Genomic DNA, 15,676 nt, shown 5'->3' with positions numbered 1-15,676 from the left:
ATCGCCTTATTACTGGAAGGTTCGACACAGCCATGACTTGTGCCGTCCACGCAATTGCAACGGAATACTGACCCAGGCCTGGTTTTAGCGTGCGGGTGAGGGGCAAATAGTTTTTCAGGTAACCTGTTTTGCGCCGTGTTAACAGGCATTTTACTGCTCAGTTTATCTTGTTACCCTGCGCCTGGAGATACGTGGACATTCCTGTCACAAGCGGCAGTTTTTTTGTAGACTCGAATGGAAGATGCATAATCATTTAGCGAACCTTGTCCACCGGTCAAATCTGAAAGTCGATAACCATGTTTAACCTTGTGACGCCAACACATGATGCCCGGCACCTGATCGATCAGGTGGTGCAGCGGGCTCGCGACAAGTTTCCCGCTCAAGAGCACGAGAATATCGAGGCCTTTATCCGGCAGTATTTTGCGGGTGTCGCTATGGAAGACCTGACGGAGCGCCGGCCGGAGGATCTGTACGGCGCGGTGATTTCGCACTGGAATTTCGTTCAGCGGCGTGACCCGCAGCAATCCCTTGTCAGGGTGCAAAACCCCAATATTGAAGATCATGGGTGGCAATCTACCCATACGGTGGTTGAGGTGATTCAGCGGGATATGCCGTTTCTGGTGGATTCGGTTCGGATGGCGTTGAACCGCCATGGCTTGACGGTTCATCTCATTATTCATCCGGTGATGCGTATTGAGCGCGATGCGGAGGGGCTCCTGAGCAAGGTGTTCAATGTGGAGGAAATTGGTGATGAGACCGCCAATGAAGCCTGCATGTATTTTGAAGTGGATCACCAGAGCGATCCGGTTGTACTACAGGAGCTGCATGATGATATCGCCCGTGTGTTGGCGGATATCGAAGCCTGTGTTCAGGACTGGCAACCGATGCGTGAACATTTGCGAACCATTATTGAAGAAGTCAGGGCAACCCCGCCACCGCTGGATGACGAGCAACTGGAGGAAGACCTGGCTTTTCTGGAATGGCTGGATCAGGACCATTTTACCTTTATCGGTTATCGCGAATATCAACTCGAACGTTGCAAAGGGAATGACTCTTTAAAAATCATTCCTGACAGTGGGCTGGGGATTTTGCGTAATGCAGAGGATAATACCTATTCGCGCAGTTTTGAGCAGTTACATCCCCAGGCAAAACAAAAGGCCCACGAACCGGTTTTGTTGATTCTGACCAAGAGTAATTCCCGGGCGACTGTTCATCGGCCAGGCTATCTGGACTATGTCGGTATCAAGCGATTCGATGCCGATGGCAATGTGACTGGTGAATGGCGCTTTCTCGGGCTTTATACTTCCGCCGCCTATATTCGCCGCGCCACGGACATTCCGATGCTGCGGCGCAAGGTGCAGTACGTAATGCGCCGCTCAGGTTTTCGACCGCACAGCCATTCCCAAAAAGCGTTGTTAAATATCGTTGAAACCCTGCCGCGCGACGAGCTGTTTCAGTGTACCTATGACGAGCTGTATGAGATTGCGCACAGTATTCTGCAACTGCAGGAGCGCCAGCGAGTCAGGGTGATTGTGCGTCCCGATGCCTATGGACGGTTTGTCTCCAGCCTGATTTATATACCGCGGGATCGCTTCAATACCGACATCCGGCTCAAGGTCCAGGATATTCTCGCCAATTTGTTCAATGCCCGGGAAATGGATTTTACCGTCTGGCTGACTGATTCGGCACTGGCCCGCTTGCATCTGATACTGCATCTGCCACCCGGCGAATTACCCCAGTATGATATTGCCGAAATTGAAAAACGGATAGCTGCCACCATTCGCAGCTGGAGTGACGATCTGCATGACGCGCTGATTCATGAATATGGCGAGGAGCAGGGCAACAGACTGTTGCAGGAATATAATACCGCCTTTCCGGTATCTTATCAGGGGGACTATTCGGCGGAAGTCGCCGCGCTCGATATCCACAAGCTGGAAGCGCTGGCCGGTGGCCTGGATCTGGGGATGGGACTGTATCATCCGGTGGAGGCGCCACCGGAAAAAATCCGTTTCAAATTGTTTCATAAGGATGAACCGCTGTCGCTGTCACTGTTGTTACCCATTCTGGAAAACATGGGACTGAGAGTGATCGATGAGCGGCCACACCGGCTTTATCCTGGCGGGCGATCCGTGGTCTGGTTGCATGATGTCGGTATGGTGTATGCGCATAAAGGGCAGCTGGACACCGAACAAGTCAGCCACATTTTTCAGAATGCCTTTGTTCGCATCTGGTACGGCGTGGTGGAAAATGACGGGTTAAATGCCCTGGTATTGCGTGCCCGGCTTGACTGGCGTGAAGTCGTGGTGATTCGAAGCTGCGTCAAATATCTTAAACAGACCGGTTTCCCGTTCAGTCAGAAGTATATGGAACAGGCACTGGTCGATCACCCCCAGATTGCCCGAATGCTGGTGGATCTGTTTCTCGTGCGCTTCGATCCCGACAGTCAGACGCAAGCCGCCGAGCGCAGCGAGCGGATCAATGATGCGATTCAACGCTCGCTGGACGAGGTTCCGACGCTTGATGCGGACCGGATATTACGCCGCCTGTTTGTCCTGATTCAGGCCATGCTGCGAACCAACTATTTTCAGACCATGGGTCAGCAGGTGCCACGGTCCTATCTGTCGTTCAAACTGGATCCGCACAAAGTCCCCGATCTGCCCAATCCTCAACCCCAATTCGAGATATTTGTTTACTCGCCGCAAACCGAGGGAGTCCACCTTCGGGGGGGTAAGGTCGCGCGCGGCGGCATTCGCTGGTCCGATCGCCAGGAAGATTTTCGTACCGAGGTCTTTGGGCTTATGAAGGCTCAGATGGTGAAAAATGCCGTAATTATCCCCGTTGGCGCGAAGGGCGGTTTCATTGTTAAACAGAAGTTACGTGAACTGGAACGCGATGAGATAAACCAGCGGGTTGTCAGTTGTTACAAAACCTTTATTCGGGGCTTGCTGGATTTAACCGATAACCTGGTCGATGACAAACCGGTCCCGCCGCCCCGGGTGGTCAGCTATGATGATCCGGATCCCTATCTGGTGGTCGCGGCCGACAAGGGAACCGCGTCTTTCTCGGATACTGCCAATGCCATCGCCCGGGAGTATAACTTCTGGCTGGATGATGCCTTTGCTTCCGGCGGTTCGACCGGTTACGACCACAAGAAAATGGGGATTACCGCACGCGGTGCCTGGGAATCGGTCAAGCGTCATTTTCGGGAAATCGGCAAGGATATTCAGCAGGAAGACTTTACCGTGGTCGGGATCGGGGATATGGCCGGTGACGTCTTTGGCAACGGCATGTTGTTATCCCGTCATATCCGGCTGATAGCGGCTTTCAATCACAAGGAGATTTTTCTGGATCCCGAGCCGGACGCCGAGAGCAGCTTCAGGGAACGCGAGCGTCTGTTCAACCTGCCACATTCCAACTGGTCGGATTATGATCCGGCACTTATCTCCAAAGGCGGTGGCGTTTATTCGCGTTCGGCAAAATCCATTATCCTTTCACCACAGGTAAAAAAAGCGCTGCAGGTGGAAGTCGCGTCACTCACGCCGAATGAACTTATAACCGCGATACTCAAGGCACCGGTCGAACTGTTCTGGAATGGCGGTATCGGGACTTTTGTTAAAGCCAGCGATGAAAGTCATGATGATGCGGATGATCGGGTTAATGACGCGCTGCGGATTAATGCCGATGAGCTGCGCTGTCAGGTGATTGGTGAAGGGGGTAATCTGGGGCTGACGCAACATGCCCGCATCGAGTTTGCCCGGCAGGGTGGGCGTCTGAATACCGACTTTATTGACAACTCTGGCGGAGTCGACTGTTCTGACCATGAGGTAAATATTAAAATTCTGCTCAACAAAGCCATGCGCGAGGGGCTGCTTGACGAGCCCCGGCGTAACCAGCTGCTTGGCAGTATGACCGAGGATGTTGCGCGGCTGGTTCTGATAAATAATTACCAACAAAGCGAGGCGCTCTCGCTCAGCGAGTACCTGGCACCAACATTGCTCGATGAACACATCCGGTTGCTGCGAGCGATGGAGCGCAAGGAATTGTTACAACGCCAGACCTGGAACTTGCCCGATGATGAAAATCTGTCGGCACGCCGCAGTACCGAACAGGGATTGAGTCGGCCTGAGCTGGCCGTATTGCAGGCGTTTAGCAAGATCGATCTTTATCAGGAATTACTGGCTTCCGATGCGGTTGACGAGTCGTACCTGGTTAATGAGTTGCCGATTTATTTTCCCGAGGCCATTGCCCGGGAATATGCCCAATATATGAACAATCATCCGTTGCGCCGGGAGATTATCGCCACATTCATTGCCAACAGCATGATCAACCGGATGGGTATGGCTTTTGCGTTTCGTTTGTATGAACATACCGGCGCCCCGATTCCCGAGATCGCCTGTGCCTATCTGGTAACCCGCAAGATCTTTGATTTACCCGGCTTGTGGCAACAAATCGCGCTACTGGATAACCAGGTCAAGGCCTCTGTACAGCTCGAGATGTTAAGCACTATCCGTCGCCTGGCCAATCAATCCACATTGTGGTTGTTGCAAAATGTTCCACGTCCGCTGGATATTGGCGCCACCATCGACAAGTATATGGACAGTGTGACTTCACTGGTTGATGCCATGCCGGGCCAGGTTGTCGATGCCGATAGTGAGGTCCTGGCAAAAGTCGCACAGGATTATCAGGAAAAGGGTGTTCCCGAATCCTTTGCCTGGCGTATAGCGGGGCTGCCCTACCTGTTTCCGGCGCTGGATATGGTCGAAGTCACCCTGCAGACGGGGCAAAGTCCGGTGTTTGTTGCCCAGGTGTTCAACCGGGTTGGCGCGGAACTGGAATTGCACTGGTTGCGGGATCAGATCGATCAGTTATCGCGTAAAGAGCACTGGACACGCCTGGCGCGTTCTGCCCTGCGCGATGAGTTGTATCGCCTGCAGCGTCTTTTGACCGCCGGTGTTCTGGGCAGCGACGGTACAAATAATGCCGATGCGAAACGACTGCTCGAAAACTGGCGGGAGGCTCACAAATCGGTGCTGGAACGCTACACTCGACGTTTTGTGGAATTTAAATCCGCGCATGTGGATCTGGCCCTGCTCGATGTAGCGCGGAATGAACTGCAGAAATTGATTCGGAATCTTGGTGAGTACAGGAATTCCTGAACTGGGCGGTTTAAGACGGTTCCTTCCCCACGTGTAATTACCGAACTGTCACCAACAGACAAAAAAAGCCCGGCGCATGGCCGGGCTTTTTCTTTCACAGGGCTTATGCCGTTTATGCCTCGGCAACTGCTGCGGCATAGTCGGCCTGTTGTTTCTTGTGCTCGCCTATCCCCTTGACCAGGGCCCCCAGAATGGCCAGGGCACCGGCGAGCAGGGCCAGAGCCAGTGTGCCGAAACTGATGTTGCTCAGCAGGCTGCTGGTGCTTTGGGAAATGGTGCTGATCAGTTCCAGATCGGACAGATAAACTGGCATTTCGAACAGGCGGCTGAACAGCACAATGATCATGATCATGCCCATGATCATCTTGACCGTGTAGTCGCGGACATAGGTGGTGCCGATGGCACCGATCTGCACGCCGAACAGGGAACCGGCCAGGATGATCATCGCCAGACGAATGTCCACGAAACCTTCCCAGGCATATAACAGACTGCCACCCATGCCCATGACAAAGGCCACGACCAGTTCGGTGGCGGAGGCCATGATGGCCGGGACACCCAGCACATACATCATGGCCGGCACGCCGATGAAGCCACCGACCGCAATCGAGGCGGCCAGCAGACCGGTCGCGAAGCCCAGCGGGGCGATGAACAGCACGGAGACCCGCTTGCCGCCGATGGAGCGGAAGCGCATCATGGTGCCGGGAATGTTGACCGACTGCACCCATTTGGCCAGACGCGGCGTGATATGTTCCGCGCCTTCCACATCGCCACCTTCGCGTTTGCACCTGAAAGCATCGCGCAATACGTAACCACCCACTAGGGCCAGGACAACGATAAACACCACCGAGACGTACAAGTCGGTGCCGGTGTCGCCAAAGTTGTTGCGAATGTCGGTCATGAACTCCTTGCCGACAAACACGCCGACCTCGGCGAAGATCCCCATGATGATTCCCAGCTTGATATCAACCTGACCATACTTGTTTCGCTTGATGGCGGCGACCAGGGCCTTGGGGAATTTGTGGGTCATGTTACTGGCTACGGCGACGACACCCGGGGCACCCAGACTCATCATGGCGGGGGTCAGGACAAAGGCGCCACCGGAGCCGATGAACCCGCTGACCATGCCGCCGATGAAGCCGACCAGAAACAGCAGAAAGACCGTGGTCGAATTCAGATCAAGAAAATTGACAGCTTCCACGAATGTTCTCCTGTTAGTGGCTCCTGGCCTTGAGCCCCAGCGCTTCCCAGAAAGTGCCGGTGAAGGCGCCGTGCACGATGGAAAAAATAAATGCGATAATAATTGGTATGAAAAACAGGGTCTTATCGCCACGGCTGATGGCTTCGGCCATCTGGCGGATTTCGTTGTTGAATAAAAACAGAATGAAATAGAGCCCGATGCTGGCGATGCCATACAAAATAGCGTTACGGGCCGCCGGGCTCATCGTTGCGCGGCGATCCGGGTTGTTTGTGATTCGGTCGGTCATGCTCTACTCCCTGGACGGTATTAATTGACCCCCGGCCTCCGATACCCGACTATTACCTGGCGGAATGTTAAAATCTGCCGGGTGCCTGGGGGAATCAGTTCGGAGCTTCTGCGGTGGACAAAAACTTACGTAAAAATAGCTGGTTACGCTCAATAATGGCCGCTATTATCAGCTAGTAGTTAAGCATTTACTAATGAAATTCTTTACCAGGATATTCTTGTATGGAATATAAAGATTTGCCGGACATCAATGGCTGGGCGACCTTGCGGGCGGTGGTGGAAAAAGGCGGTGTCTCGGCGGCGGCCGAGGCCATGAATATTGGCCAGCCCGCGGTCACCAAGCGGCTGCGGGCCCTGGAGGCAAGCTATGGTACCCGGCTTATGGAGCGGATCAGCGGCCGCTTGCGACTGACCCCGGCCGGGGAGAAGGTCTATCTGCTGGCGGTGCAGACGTTGGATCGTCAGCGCGCTCTGCAGGAAGAGCTGCTGCATATGGGACGGGGGCAGGATTCCATGCGCCTGGAGGTAACCTTTTCCATCGGCGAACACCTGCTTTCGGATCTGCTGTACCGTTTTGCCGAACAATATCCCCGCTACCGGGTCGAAAGTCGCATGGCCTACGGCCGCAACATACAGTCGCATCTGGCGACCGGTCTGACGGATCTGGCCCTGATGGAAGGTGCGCCGGATCATCCCGATGTACTGGTGCAAAAATGGGCCGAGGACGAGCTGTGGCTGGTCTGCGGTCATCGCCACCCCCTGGCCGGCACGGATCTGTTGCCGGTGGAGGAGCTGACTCGTCTGAAGTTCGTGCTGCGGGAGAAAAACGCCTCGAGCCGTGAATCGCTGGATCAGGCCCTGCGACGGATTGGGATCGAGGAGTTGAACGTCGCACTGGAGGTGGGCTCCACCGATACCATTATGGAAATGCTGGAACACGGCAAGCATGTCAGTTTTTTGCCGCGTTTTGCGGTAGAGGAGAAGGTCGCCGAAGGCGAACTGTTTCATATCAAGGTGACCGGCTTTCGGATTTTGCGGACCCTCTGGATTGCCCGCAATCGCTCGCGCCTGGATCATCCCGTCGCCGAGGCGTTTATCGAAATGTTGCGCCAGTCATCGGTCGGCCCGCGTGTAGATCGGGGTCTCAGTTCTGATGAACAAACGCCTGTTCCACGGTGAAGTTGCCCACGCCCTTGTAATTGGTCATGGTCCAGCCGTGTTGTTCCAGGTGTTCGCTCATGTCCCGGTTCATTTGCGGATTGCCGCAGAGCATGACCCGATCCTGCTTCGGATCCACCGGTGGCAGATCCAGTTGTTCGGTCAGCTGGCCTGAACGAAACAGATCGGCGCCACGTGCCGTGTTGGGAAAGTCTTCCCGGGTGACTGTCGGGACATACAGGAACTCGTCGCCATGGCGGGCTTCCAGCTCATCCCGGTAGGCCAGTGCCGGAGTATGGCGTACACTGTGGATCAATATGACCCGTTCGAATTGCTCGAATGCCTCGCTGGAGCGGATTAACGACATAAACGGGGCCAGTCCGGTACCGGTCGCCAGCATATATAAATGGCGTCCCGGTTGAACATGGTTCACAGTCAATGAGCCGGTGCTTTTGGTGTTGATCCAGATGGAGCTGCCGGTATCCACCTGGGCCAGATGGCTGGTCAGCGGACCGTCCGGCACCGCGATGCTCAGAAATTCCAGCTGGTCATCGTCATTGGTGGAGACGATCGAATAGGCACGCGGTATCAGCTTGCCTTCCGGGCGCAGGCCCAGGGTCACAAACTCGCCGTTTTTGAATTCAAAGCCTTCCGGTCGGGTGGTGGTGAAGGTAAAGATATTCTCCGCCCAGGGGCGTTTGGACGTAATCGTCTGTTCTGAATAAGGCATACTGAAATCCGTTTAACCTGAGAGATACCTATTATGTCAGGTCTGACGGGGGGCGAATCAACCCCTGTCGGGAGGGGGTATAAGAAAGTTGGCAGTCGGCAGTCGGCAGTTGGCGGTCGGGAAGCCGGGATACTGTGTGGTTACTGCCAGCTGTACAGCAATTCGATCTCATGCGCCCAGTTATCCGGATCGGGTGTTTCCAGGACCATGGGAACAGCGTCGAACCGCTTGTCCTGCATGATGTAGTGAAACACGGCCAGTCCCAGTTTGCCTTTCTCCAGCGATTCATGCCGATCGACCCGATCGCCCAGATCCGGCTTGGAGCCGTTAAGATGCAGACCGCGCAGAGTGTCAAAACCGACGATCCGATCGAATTCTTCAAAGGTGGCTTCACAGGTGTCTGGGGTACGCAGATCGTAACCGGCGGTGAAGGTATGACAGGTATCAATACAGACCCCGACCCGGGACTTATCTTCAACCTGCTCGATGATTTCGGCCAGATGCTCAAAGCGGTAGCCGAGGTTGGTGCCCTGGCCGGCGGTGTTTTCGATCACGGCGGTGACGCCCCGGGTCTGTTCCAGCGCCAGGTTAATGGACTCCGCTACGATGGCCAGGCTCTGGCTTTCACTGATCTTGTTCAGGTGGGAGCCGGGATGAAAATTCAGCAGTTTCAGGCCCAGCTGTTCACAACGCTGCATCTCGTCGACAAATGCGGCGCGGGATTTTTCCAGCGCGGCTTTCTCCGGATGACCGAGATTGATCAGATAACTGTCGTGTGGCAGGACGTGCTCGGCGGCGATACCGACCTGTTGCAAATGGGTTTTAAACGCGTCGATCGCCTCGCGGGTCAGCGGTTTGGCCTGCCACTGGCGCTGGTTTTTGGTGAACAGGGCAAAGGCGCGCGCGCCGATGGTCTGCGCATTGAGCGGGGCGTTCTGCACGCCGCCGGCGGCACTGACATGGGCTCCGATATATTTCATCCTTACATTATATAGAGTGTGGCAGGGCCGGGACCAGAGACCGTCTTGGTGTATAAGTGACTGATTTTAGTAAAAATACTTGAAATTTCAGGCGATTTCCGGGATCATCGCCGCTCTATTGTCCATCCCGGCCCATTTTGAGAGTTTGCCCATGTCCCAGGATATCCATTCGGATCGCGTCTTGATCCTCGATTTCGGTTCCCAGTACAGCCAGTTGATTGCCCGCCGGGTGCGTGAGGCCGGCGTCTATTGCGAGCTGCACCCCTGGGACATGGCCGAGGCCGAGATTCGCGACTTCAGGCCCAATGGCATCATCCTCTCCGGCGGCCCGGAGAGCACGACCGCCGAGGATGCGCCCCTGGCCTGGCCGCTGATCTTCGAGCTGGGTGTACCGGTACTGGGAATCTGTTACGGCATGCAGACCATGGCCCGGCAACTGGGCGGCAAGGTGGAGACCAGCGATCGCCATGAATACGGCTATGCGCAGGTGCGTGCCCACGGGCATACCCCGCTGCTCAAGGATATCGAGGATCATGCCAGTCCCGAAGGCTATGGGCTGCTGGATGTGTGGATGAGTCACGGCGATCGGGTGATCGACCTGCCAGCGGGTTTCAAACTGATGGCCTCCACCGACAGCGCGCCCATCGCCGGCATCGCCGATGTGCAGCGGCATTTTTATGGCCTGCAGTTTCATCCCGAGGTGACCCACACCAACCAGGGTCAGCGGATTATCGAACGCTTCGTGCACGAGATCTGTGGCTGCCGCCGGCTGTGGACGCCGGAGAACATCATCGATCAGAGTATCGACGACATTCGTGCGCAGATCGGCGAGGACGAAGTGATACTCGGTCTTTCCGGGGGGGTCGATTCCTCGGTGGTGGCGGCCTTGCTGCACAAGGCGATCGGGGATCAGCTGACCTGTGTGTTTGTGGACAATGGCCTGTTGCGTCACCTTGAAGGCGAGCAGGTGATGGCCACCTTTGCCGAACACATGGGCATCCGGGTCATCTGCGTGGATGCCGAGGACCTCTTTCTGGGCAAGTTGGAAGGTGTCAGTGATCCGGAAGAGAAACGCAAGATCATCGGCAACACGTTTATCGATGTCTTCGATGATGAAGCGAGCAAGCTGACCAATGCGACGTCCACGGATGGACTAATGCGCCGGGAGCCAGGGACGGCGAAAGGGGCGACCTGGCTGGCGCAGGGTACCATCTATCCCGATGTCATCGAATCGGCCGGCGCCAAAACCGGCAAGGCGCATCTGATCAAATCCCACCATAACGTGGGCGGTCTGCCGGAGAACATGAAACTCAAGCTCTGCGAGCCCCTGCGCGAGCTGTTCAAGGACGAGGTGCGAAGGATCGGCGTGGAACTCGGACTGCCCTTCGATATGGTTTATCGGCATCCGTTTCCCGGTCCCGGTCTGGGGGTGCGCATTCTCGGTGAAGTGAAAAAAAAGTACGCCGATCTGCTGCGCCTGGCCGATGCTATTTATATCGAGGAACTGCGCAAACATGATCTCTACGATCAGATCAGCCAGGCCTTTACCGTCTTTATGCCGGTCAAGTCGGTCGGGGTCACCGGCGACGGCCGTCGTTACCAGTACGTGGTGGCGTTGCGCGCGGTCGAGACCATCGACTTTATGACCGCCCGCTGGGCGCATCTGCCCTATGAATTTCTGGATCACGTTTCCCGGCGTATCGTCAACGAAATCGACGGCATCTCCCGCGTGGTCTATGACATTACCGGCAAGCCCCCCGGCACCATCGAGTGGGAATAACATGAGTGAAGTGGTTCTGATTAATGTCACCGGCCGCGACCGGCCGGGACTCACGGCCCGCTTGACCGGCGTACTGGCCGATTACGATATTCCGGTGCTGGATATCGATCAGTCCGTGACCCATAACAGCCTGGCGCTCGGGTTGTTGATCGAGGCGCCGGACGAGAATAAAAACTGTTCCCTGTTCAAGGATCTGTTGTTCAGCGCCCATGAGCTGGATCTCGATATCCGTTTTACCCCCATCAATGAACAGGATTACGAGCAGTGGGTAGCCCGCCAGGGCCAGGCCCGGCATATCGTAACCCTGCTGGGACGGCAGATTACCGCCCGCCATATTGCCCGCGTCACCAAAGTGGTGGGGGAAAACGGGTTTAATATCGAGGACGTCAGCCGGCTTTCCGGAAGGCTTTCCCTGCATCGCGCCGAGAAACAGAGCGGGGCGGCGGCCGTGCAATTGACCCTGACCGGGGAAGTCGAGGATATCCCGGGGATGCATGCCCGGTTTTTACAGATCGCCCAGGATATGGAAATCGATGTGGCCGTGCAGGAAGATAACCTGTATCGGCGCAGTCGCCGCCTGGTCTGCTTTGATATGGACTCGACCCTGATTCAGACCGAAGTGATCGACGAGCTGGCCAGAGTGGCTGGCATCGGCGATCAGGTGGCCGCCATTACCGAATCTGCCATGCGCGGTGAGATCGATTTCTCCGAAAGCTTTCGCCAGCGCATGGCGTTGCTGGAAGGCCTTGAAGAGTCGACTTTGCAACAGATTGCCGAGGACCTGCCGATTACCGAAGGCGCCGAACGGCTTATCTCCACACTCCGACACTTTGGCTACAAGGTGGCCATCCTCTCGGGCGGGTTTACCTATTTTGCCAATTACCTGAAAGAGAAACTGGGCGTGGACTATGTCTATGCCAACCAGCTGGATTTTGAAAATGGCAAACTGACCGGCAAGGTCAGTGGCGAGATCATCGACGGCCAGATGAAGGCAAAATTGTTGCAGCAACTGGCCGAACAGGAAGGCATCAGCACCGAACAGGTGATTGCCGTCGGCGACGGCGCCAACGACTTGCCCATGCTGTCCATCGCCGGGCTGGGCATCGCCTTTCACGCCAAGCCCCTGGTGCGTGAACAGGCGCAACACTCCATCGCCACGCTGGGCCTGGATGCGATTTTGTACCTGCTGGGCATGCGCGATCGCGAACTGCAATCACTCGGTAGTCGATAGGCTCTGGAAGATAACGCAGAGGGTCGCTCTCGTCATCCTGACTCCCGCGACACTAGTACTTCCCTGTACGTCGCGCGGAGACGTTTATGCCCGTTGTGTGGGGGCAGAGGACGCAAAGTAATATTTTTAGATTTTGTGTTCGCATTCAATTCAAAATTCAACATTAAGAATTCAAAATTCCTTTATGCTCTGCGTCTCTGTGGTAAAAATGATTTGAACGACCATGAATGATGAACTACAACAACTTGAAACCGATGCGCTGGATGCGTTCTGGATGCAGCGGGCGCTGGAACTGGCGCGCCAGGCCGAGGCGGCCGGGGAGGTGCCGGTAGGGGCGCTCCTGGTTCGGGATGAACAGGCCATTGGTGAGGGCTGGAATCAGCCGATTGGCAGCCATGATCCCAGTGCCCATGCCGAGATGTGCGCCCTGCGCGACGCGGCGCAACGGTTGGGGAATTATCGACTGTCGGGTACGACGCTATACGTGACCCTGGAGCCGTGCGTCATGTGCGCCGGTGCGATCATTCATGCCCGTGTCAAACGGGTGGTGTTCGGTGCCCGGGATCCCAAAACCGGTGCCGCCGGGAGTGTTTTCGATATTCTGAACTCCGACCAGCATAACCATCGGGTAGAGATATGCGGGGGTGTGATGGCGGAAGAGTGTGGCGCGTTGTTACGTCGCTTTTTTAAACAAAAACGCGACGCCGGCAGACAGGAATAAATTCGAGCCTGGACCGGGTTTATAAAACCGGTGATGAATAAGCGAGAATCGAATTTAGCGTGTTGCCGGGTGCCGGACTGTCCTGGCGAATATGCCAGCGCAGAATATCGTAATAACTGCGAATATTATCAACGTATTTGACCGGTTCATTACCGCGAGCGTAGCCGTAGCGGGTCTGGCGATACCATTTTGGCTGGGTTAGCAAGGGCAGGTTGGCTTTCACGTCGGTCCATTTTTTTGGATTTCCGCCACGCTGGCGGGTAATCTTCTGGACATCGCGGACATGACCAAAGCCGACATTATAGGCGGCCAGACTGAACCACATCCGATCGTCTTCGGGAATAGCGTCGAATTTTTTGTGCAGTCCCTGTAAATAGCGTGCCCCACCCTGAACGCTTTCTTCGGGATCGGTGCGATCCAGCACGCCCAGTTGACTGGCGGTTCTGTTGGTTAACATCATCAAACCCCGAACGCCGGTGGGGGAGACCGCCAGGGGGTCCCAATGGGATTCCTGATAAGAAACAGCTGCGATCAAGCGCCAGTCAAGACCGGTCTGATCGGCGGCTGCCTTGAATAAGCGGCGATAGTTCGGCATGCGGCTGCGTACGTGATGCATGAAGACCGGCGTACTGAAGTAGTTGTAGTTGCGCACATATTCGTAGTGCTGCTTGATCAGATGGGTGAGTTCACCGGATTCGCGCAAGCCCTCAAAGAAATGCTCGACCTCGTTATAGAGCGAGGTGTCCTCGCTTTGTGGCATTGCCCAGGCAAGATTTTTCGGATCCGAGATGTCGAACGCGATGCGCAGTTCGGGGAAGTAACGTCGATTTACCGCCATCTCATTGGAATCGGCGACGGTATAGTCAACGATGTTCTCGGCGACCAGCGTCAGTAGTTCGGTGCTGTCTGTCCTGGCGTTTTCGTGCCACTGGAGATCGGCGTGCGATTCTTGCAGTTGACGCAACTGTTCGGCGTGACTGCTGTCGGCAACCACCTCGATATGCCCCTGGTCAAGCTCATCGAGATTCCGGGGTCTGGGGGTACTGTTGTGGCGATAAATCAGCTGCTGGGTGATGGACTGGTAAGCCGGGGCAAAACGAATATGTTGCTGGTGTTGATCGGTGACGGTCAGACCGGCAGCGGCCAGATCGGCGCGCCCTTTGCGCAGTCCCGCGAAGATCTCTTCAAGATTCTCGGCGACAACCAGTTTCAGACGTACCCCGAGTCGATCGGCAAAGCTTCGGGCCAGCTCATATTCGAGACCGGCAGGTCCCTCCGGACTCTGGTAATACGTGGTCGGTGCATAACGGGTGTATACACGCAACTCTCCGCTGTTCAGGACCTGCTCCAGGGCACTGCGTTGGGGTGTGCAGGCATTGAGTGCCACCACGCCCCCCAGGGCGGCCGCGCCCAACACGGCAGTAATAACCCGTCGTTGCATTACGTATTGACCCTCCAATTCTGTGAACTGGTTATCGTTTTATGATCTCAAGTCTGGAGTAAAATTTAAAAACCGTAAGTCCGTCTGTGCGGTATCTCACACCGAATAAAAAACATAAATATTATAACATTCTAATATTGTTCGATCACTCACCAAATGACACCCAGTCCCCATTGGCGCTGCTTTAACCTTTAATTTTGAAAGGATATTGGCGGGGCGCCCGTTACCGCGAGAACCCGGGCGAGAACATGGCGCCGGATTGGCGTTGCACCGCCCGGGCATCTGGTTTAACCTTGCGCGCTTTCTTGAGTGCTGAGTGCTGAGTGCTTTTGCAGTTACTAGCTCCTAGCAGCTAGAACCTAGAAACTGTTTTGGAGAGGTGTCCGAGTGGCTGAAGGAGCACGCTTGGAAAGCGTGTATACGGTAACCCCGTATCGAGGGTTCGAATCCCTCCCTCTCCGCCAAATAAAAAAACGGGCCCTTGTGGCCCGTTTTTTTATTTGGGGATGGGGGAGGTTTTGATGAGAACCCTTCGGTTCGACAAATTCGCCGGGAGCGAATTTGAACAGCGGCGCATCGCGCCGCTGGCCCCGTAGGGGCGAGGCGCAGGGAGGCGCCGAGTAATCCCTCCCTCGACTCTCTGTTCCTGACAGAGTCTACCGCCTACTTCCCTGTAGGCGTCTCCGCCAAATAAAAAAGGCCCCGTTGGGGCCTTTTTTAGTTTCAAGGGGCTGGGTAGCAGGGGCTAGAAACTGAAAACGGTCTGCGGGGGCCGCTATTTATTTGGTGAGAAAATATCTAAAGACAGGTAGCAGTAGACTCTATCGCAACAACGACTCACGAATCATAAACGCCAGGATACTAGCCCTGGCTTCTAAATAGGTGCTCCGAACACCCGATCACTTTGTTCAAAAGATTGCTTCGCTCCGCTCGCAATGACCGTAAATAGAGAGGTCATTGCGAGGAATAACGTGACGAAGCAATCTCTCTGGACTG

The 15,676-nt window shown here is 55.4% G+C and carries 10 protein-coding genes and 1 tRNA gene; 6 read left to right on the top strand and 5 right to left on the bottom strand.

The window, feature by feature from the left end; translation table 11 throughout:
• The first annotated feature begins 296 nt into the window (after positions 1-296).
• Complete coding sequence (locus U5J94_RS13490; protein WP_322566141.1) at positions 297-5,156, top strand: NAD-glutamate dehydrogenase; 4,860 nt, start codon at positions 297-299, stop codon at positions 5,154-5,156.
• 112 nt (positions 5,157-5,268) lie between these two features.
• On the opposite strand, the gene U5J94_RS13485 is transcribed toward U5J94_RS13490, so the two are convergent.
• Both U5J94_RS13485 and U5J94_RS13480 read right to left on the bottom strand, forming a co-directional pair.
• A complete protein-coding gene (locus tag U5J94_RS13485; protein WP_322566140.1) occupies positions 5,269-6,354 on the bottom strand; it encodes a sulfite exporter TauE/SafE family protein in 1,086 nt (361 codons plus the stop codon).
• Positions 6,355-6,367: 13 nt separating this feature from the next.
• On the bottom strand, positions 6,368-6,640 hold the full coding sequence (locus tag U5J94_RS13480) for a hypothetical protein (protein ID WP_322566139.1): 273 nt from the start codon (positions 6,638-6,640) through the stop codon (positions 6,368-6,370).
• A gap of 221 nt (positions 6,641-6,861) precedes the next feature.
• On the opposite strand from U5J94_RS13480, the gene U5J94_RS13475 reads away from it, so the two are divergent.
• Positions 6,862-7,818, top strand: coding sequence for a LysR family transcriptional regulator (locus U5J94_RS13475; protein WP_322566138.1), 957 nt, complete (start codon positions 6,862-6,864; stop codon positions 7,816-7,818).
• Here the strand turns inward: U5J94_RS13475 and U5J94_RS13470 are convergent.
• Together U5J94_RS13470 and nfo are read right to left on the bottom strand one after the other, a co-directional pair.
• Complete coding sequence (locus U5J94_RS13470; RefSeq protein ID WP_322566137.1) at positions 7,784-8,527, bottom strand: ferredoxin--NADP reductase; 744 nt, start codon at positions 8,525-8,527, stop codon at positions 7,784-7,786. The genes U5J94_RS13475 and U5J94_RS13470 overlap by 35 nt on opposite strands.
• Before the next feature lie 140 nt (positions 8,528-8,667).
• Complete coding sequence (gene nfo / locus U5J94_RS13465) at positions 8,668-9,507, bottom strand: deoxyribonuclease IV (RefSeq protein WP_322566136.1); 840 nt, start codon at positions 9,505-9,507, stop codon at positions 8,668-8,670.
• 151 nt (positions 9,508-9,658) lie between these two features.
• Here nfo and guaA point away from each other — a divergent pair, with 151 nt between their 5' ends.
• From guaA to tadA, 3 genes are all read left to right on the top strand, one after another.
• The gene (gene guaA / locus U5J94_RS13460; protein ID WP_322566503.1) at positions 9,659-11,287 is read left to right on the top strand and encodes a glutamine-hydrolyzing GMP synthase; all 1,629 of its coding nucleotides are present in this window, start codon (positions 9,659-9,661) and stop codon (positions 11,285-11,287) included.
• Between the two features lies 1 nt (position 11,288).
• A complete protein-coding gene (serB, locus tag U5J94_RS13455) occupies positions 11,289-12,518 on the top strand; it encodes a phosphoserine phosphatase SerB (protein ID WP_322566135.1) in 1,230 nt (409 codons plus the stop codon).
• Positions 12,519-12,741: 223 nt separating this feature from the next.
• Positions 12,742-13,239 carry a tRNA adenosine(34) deaminase TadA gene (gene tadA, locus U5J94_RS13450; protein ID WP_322566134.1) on the top strand — a complete coding sequence of 166 codons (498 nt, stop codon included), beginning with the start codon at positions 12,742-12,744 and terminating at the stop codon, positions 13,237-13,239.
• A gap of 19 nt (positions 13,240-13,258) precedes the next feature.
• Here the strand turns inward: tadA and mltF are convergent, their stop codons facing one another.
• Positions 13,259-14,680: a membrane-bound lytic murein transglycosylase MltF gene (mltF, locus tag U5J94_RS13445; protein ID WP_322566133.1), complete on the bottom strand. Its 1,422-nt coding sequence runs from the start codon at positions 14,678-14,680 to the stop codon at positions 13,259-13,261.
• A gap of 373 nt (positions 14,681-15,053) precedes the next feature.
• On the opposite strand from mltF, the gene U5J94_RS13440 reads away from it, so the two are divergent.
• Positions 15,054-15,144: transfer RNA gene (locus U5J94_RS13440), tRNA-Ser, on the top strand.
• Positions 15,145-15,676: the final 532 nt, after the last annotated feature.

Origin of the sequence: Thiohalophilus sp., assembly GCF_034522235.1 — a bacterium.
Lineage (GTDB): Bacteria > Pseudomonadota > Gammaproteobacteria > UBA6429 > Thiohalophilaceae > Thiohalophilus.
The sequence above is the reverse complement of the archived record's forward strand: the minus strand, read 5'-3'. Positions and strand labels throughout refer to the sequence as shown.

Bases quoted from the DNA above. Each gene is read 5' to 3' on its own strand.
- U5J94_RS13490 (WP_322566141.1), top strand. From the start codon at position 297: ATGTTTAACCTTGTGACGCCAACACATGATGCCCGGCACCTGATCGAT.
- U5J94_RS13480 (WP_322566139.1), bottom strand. From the start codon at position 6,640: ATGACCGACCGAATCACAAACAACCCGGATCGCCGCGCAACGATGAGC.
- U5J94_RS13475 (WP_322566138.1), top strand. From the start codon at position 6,862: ATGGAATATAAAGATTTGCCGGACATCAATGGCTGGGCGACCTTGCGG.
- U5J94_RS13470 (WP_322566137.1), bottom strand. From the start codon at position 8,527: ATGCCTTATTCAGAACAGACGATTACGTCCAAACGCCCCTGGGCGGAG.
- nfo (WP_322566136.1), bottom strand. From the start codon at position 9,507: ATGAAATATATCGGAGCCCATGTCAGTGCCGCCGGCGGCGTGCAGAAC.
- guaA (WP_322566503.1), top strand. From the start codon at position 9,659: ATGTCCCAGGATATCCATTCGGATCGCGTCTTGATCCTCGATTTCGGT.
- serB (WP_322566135.1), top strand. From the start codon at position 11,289: ATGAGTGAAGTGGTTCTGATTAATGTCACCGGCCGCGACCGGCCGGGA.
- tadA (WP_322566134.1), top strand. From the start codon at position 12,742: ATGAATGATGAACTACAACAACTTGAAACCGATGCGCTGGATGCGTTC.
- mltF (WP_322566133.1), bottom strand. From the start codon at position 14,680: ATGCAACGACGGGTTATTACTGCCGTGTTGGGCGCGGCCGCCCTGGGG.